Source organism: Niallia sp. Marseille-Q9988 (genome assembly GCF_976954375.1).
In genome coordinates this window covers 388,719-403,627 of record NZ_CDRJSZ010000005.1, presented here as the reverse complement: position 1 = coordinate 403,627, position 14,909 = coordinate 388,719, and the positions used below count along the sequence as shown (strand labels likewise).

The window sequence follows — 14,909 nt, the reverse complement described above, 5'->3', positions numbered from 1 at the left end:
GAGGGTATTCTAAATGATAAATATAAGTGAAAAATTGAGGTCAATAAGAATAGATAAAGGGCTTTCAACTAAAGAGCTTGAACTTATATCTGGCGTTAGCGTAACTACGATTTCAAGAATTGAAAGTAATACACAATCTCCTACTATAGAAACCTTATTAAAAATTACCCAAGCATTAGATATCTCTCTAACAGATCTATTTGGAGAATCAGCAAGTCTTCCTACTGATTTAATAAGTCTAATAAATACTGCTAAAAAATTGTCTCCTACCCAGAGGAAAAAAGTCACTGAAATGCTTAATTCATTTATCCATAAAAACTAATATAATTTTGATTCATATATAGACTAAGGCTATCTCAATTATCGAGATAGCCTTTCCAATTTGGACACTTATTCTGCAGGATTGAACACCTTATTTGCACACTTCTTAGGTACAATCATCCGAAATTTTTATAGATGCTTTCTTAGCTAAAAATCATTATAGTTTTTCAAAAGCTTTAAATATTTCTTTGTTGACAGGTCATCGAGAACATCTAATAATCCATTATAAAAATAACGATTTACCAAATGAACATAATGTTTATATGTAGTTTCAATATTCTCATGCCCCATCCATTCACGCAATTCAGTATCTATTATGGCATTATAAACATAAGCTTTTCCTAATAAATCATATTGTTCTAGTCTATCCAAAATAAAATATGTTGCAAAAGCATGCCTGAACATTTTTGGAGTAATTTTCTTCTCAGGACATCTTGGATCTTGGGCTACTTTTTTAAAGCTGTCTCGAAGCATCTTTGGTGTAACAATTGTACCATTCTCTGATAAAAACAACGCATTATTTGGTGGCATTTTACCGTTATTTCTTTCTTGGTATCTTACAGCACGTTTAACTCGTTCGGGCATCCATTTTCTACATATTACAGCCCACACATCGGGTGGAAACTTGATGTCCCTATCTTTTCCTTTAGATTCAAACCGAAACAAGATTTCTTTTAGATCTGATAGCTCTTCATCACGATAACGTTTTAGTCCAGCATTTAACCCTGTACCCTTATATGGTAATTGGAATAACTCTTTAGGTCTTAGTGCCGTTTTCCATAATATAAGTAAAATGAAAGCGTATACAACATCATCAAATAATTCCACAATTCTTGGAATATTTTCTCTGTGAATAAACTTATCTTCCTCACGGTCAACATGCGTGGTTGATCCATTTCCTACACGCGCTCGCTTTTCTACTTGTTTTTCCGTTTTAACCATTGCCGAGCTACCCTTGATATGAACGGTAACTTTCTTTAAATCCATTTTCCAATAATGTTTATATCCTTTTTCTGTTGCCCATTTAAAAAAGTTACTCAATATTGCTATATAATCCTCAATGGTTTTATTACTTGGTCTTCCCTTAATATCTCTATTATTTATTAAATATCCGATATAAGCGTTTATTACATCTTCATCTGTCAATTGCCAATTCGTTGCTTTGATCCCTTTATCATCTCGCCATTGAAGGAATCTTGTTAAAACTGTTGTATACTGCTTTAGAGTTTCTATGCTTCTAGACCTTTTTTGCGCTAAAGCAATTGCCCAATAACTCGGTCCTTCGATAACTCGAAAGTCGTCATCTAAGAATATTGGAACAGTATCTTTAGGATTTACATCAGTATTTTTCAAGCCATCAGTATTAAAAAGATGCATATTACCTTCCACTACCTTTTTTAACATTTAATCCAATGAGAAGTTACAATCTGTTACTAAAATGGTTCAATTTAATCTATCCAATTTCAATTGGTATAGAGTAATCATCTTATCAACCATATTTATACTATCTTTTAGTTTCATTAACTCTCCATCATATGATTTAACAAACTCTTTCTGGTCAGGATAATTAAAATCTTCCAGCTGCAAGTATTTATTTCTTAACATGCCTTTTTGCAGTAAATCCAACTCAAGATTCTTTAACATATCTTTAAGCAATGGATTTTGTCTCAAGGCACTTTTACTAAAACCACATTCTTCACATATTTGTAATCTTATTAACTTTTCTTTACTATTGTTAAGGTAATTGAGCCAATCGTCTTGTTGATAATGTAGCTTAATAAATTCCTCAAATGCCTTTACGTTGTTAGCCCCTTTTATCCGTCCCGATTCAGACATTACTCGACCCCCTGATGATGATTTCATCGAATCCTTCTTTAACAGAGACCTCTTCAAAAATCTCATCAAACCTAATAATTAAGTCTCTAGGAATAGTGGTATTAAGTCTAATCCTGCTCTCGCTTGCATTTCTTTTAATACATTCTCTCGTATCACACAAAACTCTTACACAAACAATCTTGCAATCAGCATTTAGGTTTCTTATATACTTCAAAATCATTCTCCTTATTGATTGAGTATGATTTGTTCCATCAAAGTACACTACAGAACCTGCAGTATGTGGTTTGTGATTTGAAATCCAAGAAGATTTACCACTTGCAAAGTTTCCACATAATACATAAACGATACTTGGCGGATAACTTTTACTAAATAATTTATTTAAATTCAATAAAGCATCGTAAGTTAAGTCAATAAAATCCAAATTAATAATGTTTGTTCTTTGAGTTTCTGAGTACACATCAACTATTTCTTTTTTAACAAAGGGAATCATATTGGTATTACGACCTGAATCAACTTTTAATCTTTTAATCTCTGTTTCATAGAATTCACAACGTTCTTTTAGTTCTTTTAACTCGATAAGAGTATTGGTTTCTCGTTCTATTTGTTCAGGTGTTTTTTTAGCAAGGTACATATATTTATGAAGTTCATCTAGGAGTTTCTGGAATACATTATCAGCCTGTCCACTTATGAATTCCAACTTTTCTTGGCAAATTCTTAATTCATGTTCAAGTCGTTGAGCTTCTATTTGCCACTTGGTTTGTTCATATTTTTTTATCGAAGCTAGCTTGAGCTGCGAAGAGGGCTTATTGCTTTTTATGACATCACGTACTTCAGCCCAATCGGGGTGTTTCGAGTAGATCGTTGCACGACTAACCTCAGAGATTTCAGCTACCTCTGTAATCGTTATTTTTTCCTTTCCACTTTCTCGTAAAGAAGCAATTACAGTATAAACTAATTTAAGTGCTTCATCATGCTTTAATATTTTGTTCGCCATAATTATGCCCTCCTGCCTCCGAATTCAGGAAATTTTCTCTTGCAAAATCAGGAAAACATCTTTTTACATAATCAATTCCTTTTAATTCGTACAACCTTTCAATGCAATCTCTTATAGTTTTGTTCGAAAAACGCTTCTGACTCTCACTACAATATTCATCTTTTATAAAATTCGCATGAAATTTGATAGTATCTTCAAGGTCTTCTATCGAGTTATAGGTGAATACAGACCAATTGCAATCCGTAACATTGCAATTACAAGATTCCGGCGCTAAATGAACTAATCCAGAATGAGTATTTGTACAAATTGCTCCAAAAGATGTCCGATGCAAAATGTTTAAACCGTCCTGTAGTAAAATTTGAATATACTGCTCAAGCCCCTCCCAACCGTCATCATTCAATTTGGCCTTAAATATCGTTGACTCATCAGCTAATCTTTTAATCCTATTTCCTGCTATACCACCAATACATTTTTTGTCTAAAGCCTCAAGTAACTCGCTAAGTAGCTCTTTATTTTTTTCAATAACAGCTAGTTTAATCTCTTCAGCCATCCCGGGCATTTTCACGATATATGATAGCGTCATTGCTAGACTCTTGTGGGAAAATAGTCTCCTGATAACACTGATGTTGTTCGGATTTTGATAAATTGCAAACATAGCAATTGTTTTACGAAACTGATGAGGATGGATGTGTTCTATTCTAAGTTTCTTACACCAACTTGTAAGAAATTGATTGATACTTCGAGCAAGTATCTCTTTTCCGAAATTTGAAGTAGGGCTAATCATCAGCTTATTTGATTTCCCCCATATACGTGCCTGCTCAGTTAACGCCTCTAAGCATTTAAACGCTTTATATGCTATTTCCGGTACTGGAAGGACTACAGGATCACCAGTAGATCCTTCAGAAGTTTTAGAAACTATTATTCTAATCCGAAAATCATCTTCTGAGCCTTTAACTTGCCAACAATCACCGGCTTCAAGAAGGTACATTTCACTATTTCTCATTCCTGTAACCAAAAAAAGAATGGCTACACATGAATTTCTTATCTCCGTTACAAGTTCCATAGTAAGCCCGAATTATAAAAATAGCGTACCTTTTCGGTACGCATTACAAATAGCCGTGAATTCTGATTTTTTTAATCGAATTACGGCTATTTCATTTATTTGCTACATTCTCCCTGAATTATTTTTGACCAGGGCATGTATTGATCTAATATCTCAGGGTTTTGTTGGATGCTGAGATTTGGTAGATCCGTAAAAAGTTTTTTTATATATTTATAGAAATCAACGCCGTTACTTTTGGTAGTTTCAGCGATACTCAAACAGACGGCATTCGCTTTTGCACCAGCTTCACTTACACTAAAAAGCCAATTTTTTCTTCCTATAACGTTGGGACGAATGGCCTTCTCGGCCGGATTATTATCTATTTCAATTCGCCCATCATTCAGGAATGCTTTAAGTCCATTTGCCCTGTTCAATGTGTATTCAGCTGCTTTAGCCAAAGCATTTTTTCCGTAGAATGGTGACGTTTCAACCCACTTAAAAAATTTATCTACAATTGGCTTTGAGTATTTTTGGCGTTCTTTCCTTCGTTTACTCGGAGACAAATGTTTAAATTTCCTTTCGAGTCGATATAATTCGTCGCAATAGCTCACTCCGATTTGGCCATTTTTGCTTTCTGCTTTAAGCCAGTAACGCCTAACATGCGCCCAACAATTTGCGAAGGTAACGCCTTCCAACTTATCATAGGCGGAATAACCATCGCAAATGATCGTACCAGAAAAGCCTTTAATGAAACTTTCAAGGACAGATCGAGCTCGAGATAATGCACTTTGAAAGAGAGTCATTGTTGGCCCTTGGCTTGGCACACTTCGAAACACCCAATTATAGGCATTGGCTTGGCCTGATTTGCCATCCGATCGGTTGATAATTTGTCCATATGTTTCATCGACATGCAAAACTGATTTAGACATCATCAACTCTTTCATTCGTTCGTAAACAGGTAAGAGCCAATCGTGTGCTGCACGGATAACCCAATTCGAGAGATTTTTATCATTGGTATCCAATCCATAGCGATCCCATTCTTTTACCTGACGGTAAAGAGGTAAGTATTGTACAAATTTATCGTAGATAACTTTGGCAAGTACGCTAGGACTTGCCATGCTACGCTGAATCGCTGGTTGAGGTGCTTTCCCGCGTTTAATTTGTGCTGGCTGTGATGAATCCACTTTACAGCCTTTACATTCATACGCATGTTCAACGTGCTGTACTTTCATCATTTTGGCAGGAATAAATGTTGCTTCTTCACGTACGATTGTACTGCCAATTTCAATCATTGGCTCTTGGCAACAGTCACAGATTGTATTTTCCGGATAATGGTGAATAGCTTCTACTTCAATACCATCATGCAAGGAATCATTTCGTTTTTTTGATGTAACTTTTCGTACAACAGTATAAGAAATTGTCTGTTGGCTTTGTTCTTCTGTGTGCTCAGGTTCGCTAAAATCCGGGTCATCATCAAATAATGAGCCTTGCCCATCTGGTAGGTTATATTTCGATTTTTCGGTTTTTGATCCATATAAAAGCTTAGTTAAATGGCGTACTTGATCGGTTAACGCTTCAATCTGTTTAGTTGATCGATCTAGCTTTTTCGATAAATCTTTGTTTTGTTGATTGGAATGAGCCAATTGTTCTTCGAGAAGTCGAATTAATTTCTCATATGGATTATTGTTATTGGAAGAAGCATTAACCATTTATTTCACCACTTTTCGTTCACATAAGTTATAGTTATATTATAACATTTTCAACATGAAAAAAAACTTAAAAATAGCTTTAAATCAACATTTCTAGCAGGTTTAGAATACTCCTTTTTGTGATTTTTGAATGGCCTTTGGTTGCTGAATCGATAACCCCTCAAGCAGCCACCTAACCTCCTGTTGGGAAAGTTTTCGCACCTCATTTTCGTCTTTTGGCCATTGAAGTTTGCCTTTATCCAAACGTTTATAAAGCATGGCGAAGCCATCACCATCGAAATACAAACATTTATACCGATCCTTACTCCATCCTGAAAATAAGAAAATGGAATCACCATATGGGTCCAGTTCAAAAGAATCTTGAATCAGTGTCGCTAATCCATCAATCCCTTTACGCATGTCAGTTTTTCCACAAATGATATATATATTTTTAACACTTGTATAGTCGTGTTTCACAGATGTTTCAGCTCCCTCATAACCGTTTGAATGATGTGCTGATCCACGCCGTTGTTGAAGGAGATTTCTATGCTTGCCGTTTTGATCGTGCAAGCGTTACTGGAAGAGGCTGCTGATGACGTGGATGAATATGAAACCTTATTTTCGGAATGTAATGTAACGGGGACGATTGTTAGTTTTTGTTCTGGCATATGAAAAGCACCTCCTTAAATTGATACATTCATCGTACCAGGAGGCACTGCGTGTTTATATGCGTTGTTTGATTGGGGGCTTACGTTCCATAGCCTTTATCTTTATTTTAAATAGATCATATACAATAGTAGTGTCTATACTCTCTAATTCAATCCCAAGTTCCAAAGCTTTATTTACTATTTCACTATTTTTCATTTTCCTAATATTAGGAATATAACTTAGATTAGACTTATACCAATTTTGGTGAACCTTAATAGCATTTATAAGTTTATTTTTTGAGTCTTTGCTCAATGTAATTTGAGTAGAATCTGTGAATTTATAGTTTTGAAGATCTAATATTTTCAAATCCATTTTCAATAAACTGTAAATAGCCTCACTCCATTCAAAGGACTGACTTTTAGCTATTTCCCCACCAGCAATAGTGGGCCAAAGGATACTATAGAGTTTTAAAATTTCGGAAGACTTATTTTCAATTAAATCTATGCAATAAGGTACTAGCACCGAAAGTGTATCCATTGAAATAGGTAAATACTCACGCTTATTATCTTCAAATTCTCTAGCAAGTTTTAAATACATATCAGCATCGAATGGTTTAAAATTCAAGCGATAATTTACCGGAATCAACTTACTTATAGATAATTCTTCCCAATGTTTAACTTGTTTTGCGAATTCATAAATAACACGAGGTTCTTTCAAATCTTTATTGATAAAATCTATAAAATGTTCTTTTGTTAAGTAAAAAGTGTTAGTAAAAGACCCATTTCCATGAATATCAATAAAAAGTCTATGTTTATAAAGAAATTTCCCTAAAATTTGAAGCTGCTCTATAATTACTTTCGAGGTATTAAAAGACTTTATATTTTGTAAACAAGCATTTTGAGGCAAGGAATAAAATGCTATCATTTTGAGCAAACGGCATAGGTATTTGTTTTCATCTGAAAGTAGGTAAACACCCTCCGCAATTTCTTTGTCCCAAGAATAATAGCAATTATCTTTATAAATAGGGCTTCCTTCTTCCCTCCAATCCCATAGATTATCTTTAAACGTGCTTAGCTTACTAACCTTAAAATCTTGTACCTTATCAATTGGGATCTCTGATAGGCTATAGAAATTAGCATACATCTCATCTAAAGTATCTTCTTCATGTTGAGGATTAACAGTATCAATATCTTCTTCAGCCATAAGTTCTGCCTTATATTTTTCTGCTATTTGGTCAATGGCTATGTCATACAGACTATTCCCCATTCTAAACACCTCTCATTATCTGTGGTAATACTACAAAACCCATCCTAGCCAATTCCCATGCATTTTTTACTTGGTCCTTATTGTTCCAATATTCTAAAATTTGATTCCATGCATCATACTCATCACCGTATTGAAGTACCCAATCAGAAGAACTAAGTGACTTTTTTAATTTATCCAAATCTAGGATTCTCCGAGCAATATATGGCAGAGTCTCCGGGAAAACAATAGCTTGTTTACACAGAGCGCACTTATTGAAATACTTACATTTCTTACCTTCACCAACATAATCACCGCACCCCGGCCACGACGGGTTCATAGCGTCTTCACAAGCTAGAATATACTTTTGCGAACCTGCATCTAGTAAGTGAACTATCGTTTTTTCATTCAAGTGGTGATTAACGGCTTCTTTTTTTATAAGTTGCAATTTTTCTTGCTCTGTCTTTGCCTCATTGATAGCGTCACGTAAAGATCGAAGTGAGGTTGATTCCACTACACGAACTTTTAAATTGGTCAGGTCTTTAACAAATTGCTTTTGAATCTCCTTTATCTTTGAATTAAGTACAAGATTGGTACTTTCATCAGATATATAATGATTGATAGTACCTAGTTCATTATGACTTAGATCTTCACTAAGTTTATGTTCAGTGTCACCTAAAAGTTGTTTTATTGTTACATAACCAGATCGAACCTTGGGATGAGAAATCCCGGTTGTATCTGAAAAATATTTAAAATTGTGACGATTAACAAACCTTTTACTAATTAATGTAAGGGAAGGGTGTTCATTGAATGAAGAAATAAGATCTTTTTTAGCTTCTGATATAGTAAATTGCCATAAATGCCCCGGCCTGTAGTAAGGGCTATCCTTATATTGGGTAATTATGCTTTCAACATATTTGAGTAGCTGATAAGTGTCTAACATTTTGTTTTTATTCGAGCGACGTGTCACCTTTGAAAATTCACTGCCATTTGAACCACGGACTTTTCTTCCATGAATTATTACATAATTTTCAGGATCTATTAAATCCGGTGTTATATGTGCATCCACATCATCACTTATTGAGAGTAAACTTTCAACATTCCATCCCGTATTTATTAGGGCTAGAAGGAAAAATGGATACAAGGTATCGGTTACAAAATGCTTCGCAGCGTACACTGCCATTTTCCCCAAGGTTCCCTTCATGAATTTAATTTTACGACTACTATAAGACACAGCATTGTTAGCCATATATGCCAATGGACTTTTAGACCTTTGAATTGTAAGACTGTTTTCATTTAACAGACCCTTAGCCTTGTCAATAGGCAAATAATAAGGAAATAGTGGAAACTGTTTCTTTAATGTGCCTAAAGCTAAATTAAATTGTGATATGGCTCTTTCTCGGTCAGGTCTTTGGGATATTCGGGTCGCAAATGGATAACGTCCACGGTCAGCTAATTCCGGTCCCCTTCGTATGTATAAATCTTGTAGCAACTCAATTGTGTAACCTAGTTCTTCCATCGCTTTCTGAGCATTTGGGCTTCCACTAATAAGTTTTTTTATAATCCCTCTTTTAGATGGCTTTTTCTTAGCAGAGCTTTTCTCACTTCTCAATACACCCTCATGAAGATAATACATAAAATTTTCTATATTCCATTCATCTGTTACAAGTTCTTCATCAAGACTTAGATAGGCCTGATGAAAACTCTTTATGTCCCTTATATCCTTTATACAAGCATCAATTAGTACTTTCATTTCTCTGGGGTGATATCCCTCTATTGTACCTTCCTTTTTTCCCGGACCATTTGGCCAAGGAAAACCAACTCCTATTGATGGTTCTTTTGGATATAACTCTTGTAATCGTTGCACATTTCGTCTAATTGACGCAAACCATTTACGACTACGGCTTTCATTAGGATAGGTACTTCGTAAGTAATTAGAGAATGATTTAGCAACTATTATGTTAATGTCATTTACATTTGTAACAGAATTATTACTCAAATTTTTGTCGCTATTTAGAAACTCAATAAAAATTCTAATTCCTATAGCATTTGCATCAATAGTAGTTCTGCTACAATCTGGTACTATACATTCGTTCATACCTATTATAAGTTGCTCAATTAAAGACTTATTTTTTGGATATTTATTTACTAATTCAGATAAATCGACTGTATATACAGCCACTTTTCCTCTATCTTTTGTCTGATAGTTATTTACATATGTTACAGAAGGCAAATACTCTCTTGCAGCAGATCTTGATAGAATGGTTTCCTCAGAAACATCAAGTAAAGGAGAGCCTACACCCTGTTGTTCTTCAGCCTTTTTTTTCACCGTTTTCTTTAACTGAGCCTTTTTTGCCATCAGAACAGCTCCAATTGTTTATCCATTAACTCGCGAATAGGACTATATGTTTTTCGATGGATAGGGCAAGGTCCATACTCATGTAAAGCCAACATATGGGCTTTTGTTAAATAACCTTTGTGCTTATCAAAGCCATATTGAGGGTAAATCTCATGTAACTCCTTAATTGCTTTATCCCGTTCTACTTTAGCTAAAATAGAAGCTGCACTAATTGCAGGGATCAAATCGTCACCCTTCACAATAGCTTCAGCCGGAATATCAATATTAGGTAATCTATTCCCATCGACAAAGACTTTATTAGGCATAATATGCAACCCTTCTATGGCCCTCTTCATCCCAAGAAGAGTAGCGTTCAAAACATTAAGGGTTTCTACTTCCTCAAGAGATGCTATTTCGATACTCCAGCAAAGTGCTTTATCTTTAATTTCTTCAGCCAGCTCTTCCCGTCGTTTAGCAGACAGTTTCTTTGAGTCTCTTAACCCCTCAATAGGTTTGTCTGGATTAAGAATACACGCTGAAACCCATACTCCTGAAATTGCCGAACCTCTACCTGTTTCATCCACTCCACAGATAAACATCATTCATACTCCCCTTCTAACTGCTTATTACCAATTTTATATATCCTGAATGCTTTAAATTATATCTTCTTTAAATCTCTTAATAACTCTCATATATTTAATCATATCTATCCAGCTATAGTTTTCTATAATTACTAAAGTTGTATAGTTCAGAGTCTAAATCTTTCACTAATACAGAACTTAGTTCTATTTCTCCCCGACCTAAACATCCCACTAAATAAAAAAAATCACCTCTTCAGGTGATATATATAACTATATTCATTCTAGATAATAACCTATAGTTAGTCAAACAAATTATTGGTAACATATCTTTTAGTTAGACACTCTTTTCTAAAGTCACATAACTCTGCCTACTTCATCAATGCCTGCAATATATGTATATCCCTTGCTTCTTATTTCTATTTCATAACGATTCATCTTGACGAAATGGTCATGAAGCTTCTGTTCCTTTACGATACGCTTCTCCCATGCTTCTAGAAGCTTCTGAGCCCCTTTTCTCTCGTCCTTTCGTAATTCAAGGATAAAAGGGTCATTAACTTCCTTTATCCCTTCTAGCGTCTCTTTTATTTCTTTCATCGTTGCTAATTTCATTTTTTACACCTCGATATTTATATCGGTTTATGGATGATTTTATTTATTTTAATCTGTTCGGTATGCTTTTACTTCGCTTCCGAAAATGTTGGCCGTTATTTTTCCATTTCAGACACAAAATTTCTTCTCTCCTTATAACTATGAAAATTAGAAATTTATCTCCTACTCTTTACATAGAAAAGAGAAGTGTCTGATTTTAGCCACTTCTCTTTGAGAGCTTTTTACATATCTTCTGTTTTTTCAAATGTCAAAGGTCCAAATTTTTCACTTCTGATATCACGGATTATTAATTCTGTCACTTTATCATAGTCAATCATACCGCCGCCTGATAATGCTCCTCTAAATGTGCCGATTTTATCAAACAGTTCAACCGTATCCTCTGGAATCGTATCTAAATCATATCTTTCTTTTAAACGTTCTGGATATTCTTTTTCCAAAAAGCGTAGTCCAAAGATAGCAATATCTTGTAAATTTAAAATAGTATCTTTAATTGCTCCCGTTAAAGCAAGCTTTAATCCAACTTCTTGGTCTTCAAATTTCGGCCATAATATTCCTGGTGTATCTAATAGCTCCATTTCTTTGCCTACTTTAATCCATTGCTGTGCTTTCGTTACACCTGGTGTATTTCCTGTTTTGGCAATGTTTTTTTTCGCCAATCGATTAATCAGGGTAGATTTACCTGCATTCGGAATTCCGACAATCATTGCTCGAATTGCTCGTGGTCTAATTCCTTTTGCTTTCATGCGATCAAATTTTTCCGCCAAAACTACTTTTGCTAAAGCAGTAATTTCCTTCATTCCTACCCCTGCGTGTGAATTAATCGCAAGCGCTTGTATACCTTGCTTTTTGAAGTAGTTTATCCATTCTTTTGTACGTTCTTTATCTGCCATATCTGCTTTGTTCAATAACACAATTCTCGGTTTATGCTGGATGATTTCATCAATCATGGGATTTCGAGATGATTGAGGAATTCTCGCATCCACTAATTCAAATATAATATCTACCAGCTTTAATTTTTCCGTTACCTGTCTTCTGGCTTTCGCCATATGCCCCGGGAACCATTGTATAGTCATCTTGCACCTCTATTTCTTCCACTTACATTATTCTACTATTTTTAAATCGGAAATCGGCCAATATACAACACTTGTACTGCCAATTATTTTATCATAGCCAATTGTACCAATATGGCGGCTATCTTTGCTATTTCTGCGGTTGTCACCCATTACAAATAACTCATCCTCTGGTACGGTTGCAGTGAAATCCTCCGTTAGTAGTCCATTTAGCCCTTCCTTATTATGTTCCAAGTAGGGCTCTTCATAAGCTTGTCCATTGACATATAACACATCATCTCGATACTCAATCGTATCTCCCGGCAAGCCAATTACTCTTTTTATATAATCTTTGCCTTCTGGCGCGTGAAAAACAATAATATCAAAACGCTTTGGTTCACTTACTTTATAGTTTATTTTATTTACAATCATTCGATCTTGGTCAAGCAATGTTGACTGCATAGACTCTCCATCTACTACAATGGGAGCAAATAAAAAATATCGAATGACAAAGGCGAGTAAAACAGCGATAATTAATGCTTTACTCCATTCCCATACTTCATTTTTCTTCTTCTTTTCAGTTGCCATACCTTTCACCAATCCTTAACTGAACAATATAGGTAGTTATTTATGTATGATTGAACGCTTCACTAACATGATATATTTTAGCGGAATTTCTGGATGAAGTAAAATTGGAAAGTAAGATATAAAAAAGAACTTGTTACAAGAACAAGCTCTTTTTTGGTAACAATTATCGAATTTCTTTAATACGAGCTTTTTTACCACGTAGGTTACGTAGGTAGTAAAGTTTCGCACGGCGTACTTTACCGCGACGGATAACTTCTAGCTTCGCAATTTTAGGTGTGTGAACAGGGAATGTACGCTCAACGCCAACTCCGTAAGAAACTTTACGTACTGTAAAAGTTTCGCTGATACCACCACCACGACGCTTAATTACAACACCTTCAAATAACTGAATACGTTCACGAGTACCCTCAACAACTTTCACGTGTACACGTACAGTGTCACCAGGACGGAACGAAGGAAGATCAGAACGAAGTTGTTCTTTTGTAATTTCTTCTATTAATTTTTGCATCGTTTTCAACTCCTTCCAACAGACGCTCTTGCACTCATAATGGAGACCACTTGCAGCGGAACATCGTTATAAGACTCTTCACAGAAATCCATCTGTTTAAGTCACAAGTGTTATCTTAACATAAAACTATAATAACAGCAATATTTTTTCTAAAAATAATAGAACTTTGCTATTTTTAATATAATTGTATTATGTTAACTTGGATGATGTTGCTTTTTTAACTCCTTTACAAGCTTTTTCTGCTTCTCTGTCAGCGGATAATTATCTAGTAAATCCGGACGTCTTTCAACCGTTCTTCGGAAAGATTCCCTTTCTCTCCATTCATCTATATGAGCATGATTTCCAGATAACAGTGTATCCGGAACCTTCATACCACGAAAATCAGCTGGTCGAGTGTAATGAGGATGCTCCAACAAACCAGTGCTAAACGAATCATTTACATGGGATGCTTCTTTCCCCAGTACACCTGGCAATAGCCGTACAACACTGTCAATGACAACCATTGCGCCCAATTCACCGCCAGTTAGGACATAGTCACCAATGGAGATTTCATCTGTTACCAAATGCTCTCTGATTCTTTCATCATATCCTTCGTAATGACCACAAATGAAGATTAAATGCTCCTCTTTGGCCAGTTCTTCCGCTTTTGCTTGCGTGTATCTTTCTCCCTGAGGACACATTAGAATGACACGAGGCTTGGTTCCTTCCTTTTTTGCTGTTAATGCACCAACAGCGTCAAATATCGGCTGGGGCTTTAATACCATTCCAGCACCTCCTCCGTACGGATAATCATCAACGGTTTGATGCTTATTATCAGCGTAATCGCGAAAATTCACGACATTGTACGCAGCTTTTTCGCCTTCTTCTGCCTTCTTTAAAATAGAACTATGAAGAACCCCTTCGAACATCTCTGGAAATAATGTAAGTACATCAATCTTCATTAAGAAAACAGCCCTTCCATTGGCTCTATTACAACTAGTTTTTCTTGCACATCTACTTTCATCACTACTTCTTCGATATATGGAATCAAGATTTCATTTTTATCTTGGCCTCTCACAACCCACACATCATTCGCTCCCGGTGTTAAGATTTCCGTAATTTCTCCAAGCTCTTCCCCTTCTACGGTTACCACTTTACAACCGATAATTTCATGAAAATAATACTCATTTTCTGCAAGTTCTCCAAGAAAGCTCTCTGGCACCTTTAAAAGGCCGCCCTTCATAAATTCCACATCATTCACATTTTCATAGCCTTCAAATGTAAGCAGATTGAAGTTCTTATGTTCTCGATGGCCTTTAATTTTCAATTCAAGCGGATTCGCTTTATCTGTCTGAAAAAAATAAATCGTATTCCCAATTTTGTAGCGTTCTTCTGGAAAATCAGTACGAGAAATAACACGAATTTCTCCTCTTATCCCATGTGTATTGACAACTTTACCAACATTAAACCATTTCTCCATTGCATT

Annotated in this window: 17 protein-coding genes; 2 read left to right on the top strand and 15 right to left on the bottom strand. The window is 35.3% G+C overall.

Annotated elements, in window-relative coordinates; all coding sequences use genetic code 11:
- Positions 1-13 precede the first annotated feature (13 nt).
- Positions 14-322 carry a helix-turn-helix domain-containing protein gene (locus ACWNMZ_RS11775; RefSeq protein ID WP_251627293.1) on the top strand — a complete coding sequence of 103 codons (309 nt, stop codon included), beginning with the start codon at positions 14-16 and terminating at the stop codon, positions 320-322.
- Between the two features lie 146 nt (positions 323-468).
- Here the strand turns inward: ACWNMZ_RS11775 and ACWNMZ_RS11770 are convergent, their stop codons facing one another.
- The 6 genes from ACWNMZ_RS11770 to tnpB all read right to left on the bottom strand — a co-directional run bounded on the left by ACWNMZ_RS11770 (position 469) and on the right by tnpB (position 6,358).
- Entirely contained in the window at positions 469-1,725 is a 1,257-nt protein-coding gene (locus ACWNMZ_RS11770; protein WP_251627295.1) for a tyrosine-type recombinase/integrase, read from the bottom strand.
- Positions 1,726-1,764: 39 nt separating this feature from the next.
- The gene (locus tag ACWNMZ_RS11765; RefSeq protein ID WP_251627297.1) at positions 1,765-2,157 is read right to left on the bottom strand and encodes a hypothetical protein; all 393 of its coding nucleotides are present in this window, start codon (positions 2,155-2,157) and stop codon (positions 1,765-1,767) included.
- Positions 2,150-3,151 (bottom strand): helix-turn-helix domain-containing protein, encoded by a 1,002-nt coding sequence (locus tag ACWNMZ_RS11760; protein ID WP_251627298.1) that lies wholly within the window; start codon positions 3,149-3,151, stop codon positions 2,150-2,152. Before ACWNMZ_RS11760 ends, ACWNMZ_RS11765 begins: the two co-directional genes overlap by 8 nt.
- Entirely contained in the window at positions 3,126-4,214 is a 1,089-nt protein-coding gene (locus ACWNMZ_RS11755) for a site-specific integrase (protein ID WP_251627300.1), read from the bottom strand. Before ACWNMZ_RS11755 ends, ACWNMZ_RS11760 begins: the two co-directional genes overlap by 26 nt.
- A 95-nt stretch (positions 4,215-4,309) precedes the next feature.
- Positions 4,310-5,902, bottom strand: coding sequence for an IS66 family transposase (gene tnpC / locus ACWNMZ_RS11750; protein WP_251627302.1), 1,593 nt, complete (start codon positions 5,900-5,902; stop codon positions 4,310-4,312).
- Between the two features lie 102 nt (positions 5,903-6,004).
- Positions 6,005-6,358, bottom strand: a complete 354-nt coding sequence (gene tnpB, locus ACWNMZ_RS11745; protein ID WP_251627304.1) for an IS66 family insertion sequence element accessory protein TnpB — start codon at positions 6,356-6,358, stop codon at positions 6,005-6,007.
- Positions 6,359-6,427: 69 nt separating this feature from the next.
- Here tnpB and ACWNMZ_RS11740 point away from each other — a divergent pair, with 69 nt between their 5' ends.
- Entirely contained in the window at positions 6,428-6,553 is a 126-nt protein-coding gene (locus tag ACWNMZ_RS11740; RefSeq protein ID WP_285846370.1) for a hypothetical protein, read from the top strand.
- Positions 6,554-6,604: 51 nt separating this feature from the next.
- Here the strand turns inward: ACWNMZ_RS11740 and ACWNMZ_RS11735 are convergent, their stop codons facing one another.
- The 9 genes from ACWNMZ_RS11735 to rimM form a co-directional block, all read right to left on the bottom strand.
- Positions 6,605-7,795, bottom strand: coding sequence for a hypothetical protein (locus tag ACWNMZ_RS11735; RefSeq protein ID WP_251627306.1), 1,191 nt, complete (start codon positions 7,793-7,795; stop codon positions 6,605-6,607).
- 1 nt (position 7,796) lies between these two features.
- A complete protein-coding gene (locus ACWNMZ_RS11730) occupies positions 7,797-10,130 on the bottom strand; it encodes a hypothetical protein (RefSeq protein ID WP_251627308.1) in 2,334 nt (777 codons plus the stop codon).
- Positions 10,130-10,711, bottom strand: coding sequence for a ribonuclease HII (gene rnhB, locus ACWNMZ_RS11725; RefSeq protein ID WP_251627310.1), 582 nt, complete (start codon positions 10,709-10,711; stop codon positions 10,130-10,132). The genes ACWNMZ_RS11730 and rnhB overlap by 1 nt, the downstream gene beginning before the upstream one ends.
- A gap of 333 nt (positions 10,712-11,044) precedes the next feature.
- A complete protein-coding gene (locus ACWNMZ_RS11720) occupies positions 11,045-11,299 on the bottom strand; it encodes a WavE lipopolysaccharide synthesis family protein (protein WP_251627312.1) in 255 nt (84 codons plus the stop codon).
- A gap of 221 nt (positions 11,300-11,520) precedes the next feature.
- A complete protein-coding gene (gene ylqF, locus ACWNMZ_RS11715) occupies positions 11,521-12,372 on the bottom strand; it encodes a ribosome biogenesis GTPase YlqF (protein ID WP_031534453.1) in 852 nt (283 codons plus the stop codon).
- A gap of 27 nt (positions 12,373-12,399) precedes the next feature.
- On the bottom strand, positions 12,400-12,936 hold the full coding sequence (gene lepB, locus ACWNMZ_RS11710; RefSeq protein ID WP_031534451.1) for a signal peptidase I: 537 nt from the start codon (positions 12,934-12,936) through the stop codon (positions 12,400-12,402).
- A 163-nt stretch (positions 12,937-13,099) separates the two neighbouring features.
- Positions 13,100-13,444, bottom strand: a complete 345-nt coding sequence (gene rplS, locus ACWNMZ_RS11705) for a 50S ribosomal protein L19 (RefSeq protein ID WP_031534450.1) — start codon at positions 13,442-13,444, stop codon at positions 13,100-13,102.
- A 194-nt stretch (positions 13,445-13,638) separates the two neighbouring features.
- The gene (trmD, locus tag ACWNMZ_RS11700; protein WP_251627314.1) at positions 13,639-14,385 is read right to left on the bottom strand and encodes a tRNA (guanosine(37)-N1)-methyltransferase TrmD; all 747 of its coding nucleotides are present in this window, start codon (positions 14,383-14,385) and stop codon (positions 13,639-13,641) included.
- Positions 14,385-14,903, bottom strand: a complete 519-nt coding sequence (rimM, locus tag ACWNMZ_RS11695) for a ribosome maturation factor RimM (protein WP_031534446.1) — start codon at positions 14,901-14,903, stop codon at positions 14,385-14,387. Before rimM ends, trmD begins: the two co-directional genes overlap by 1 nt.
- Between the last annotated feature and the right edge of the window lie 6 nt (positions 14,904-14,909).